This window comes from Streptococcus suis (assembly GCF_002960445.1).
GTDB classification, from domain to species: Bacteria; Bacillota; Bacilli; order Lactobacillales; family Streptococcaceae; genus Streptococcus; species Streptococcus hyiners.
The window spans coordinates 1-398 of record NZ_POJD01000274.1 but is presented as its reverse complement, the minus strand read 5'-3'; the positions used below and the strand labels follow the sequence as shown (position 1 = coordinate 398).

Here is a 398-nt window from a genome sequence, read left to right as displayed (position 1 = left end):
AAACATACTTCGAACGTGACTCTATCCAATATCTCCAAAAATGCCGTGACGTTGAACGTGTCATGATCGTTACAGACCGTGCCATGGTAGAACTTGGATTCCTAGATCGTATCATCGAACAATTGGACCTTCGTCGTAATAAAGTTGTTTACCAAATCTTCTCAGACGTTGAGCCAGATCCAGACATCACAACGGTTTATAAAGGTACAGAATTGATGCGTACCTTCAAACCAGATACAATCATCGCACTCGGTGGTGGTTCACCAATGGATGCTGCCAAAGTTATGTGGCTCTTCTACGAACAACCAACAGTTGATTTCCATGACCTAGTTCAAAAATTCATGGATATCCGTAAACGTGCCTTCAAGTTCCCAGAACTTGGTAAGAAATCTAAGTTT

General features: G+C 41.7%; 1 protein-coding gene. It reads left to right on the top strand.

All coding sequences use genetic code 11. The annotated features are described in order from the left end of the window. A partial coding sequence (locus C1G53_RS09650; protein ID WP_153046703.1) for an iron-containing alcohol dehydrogenase occupies window positions 1-398 on the top strand: 398 nt, incomplete at both ends.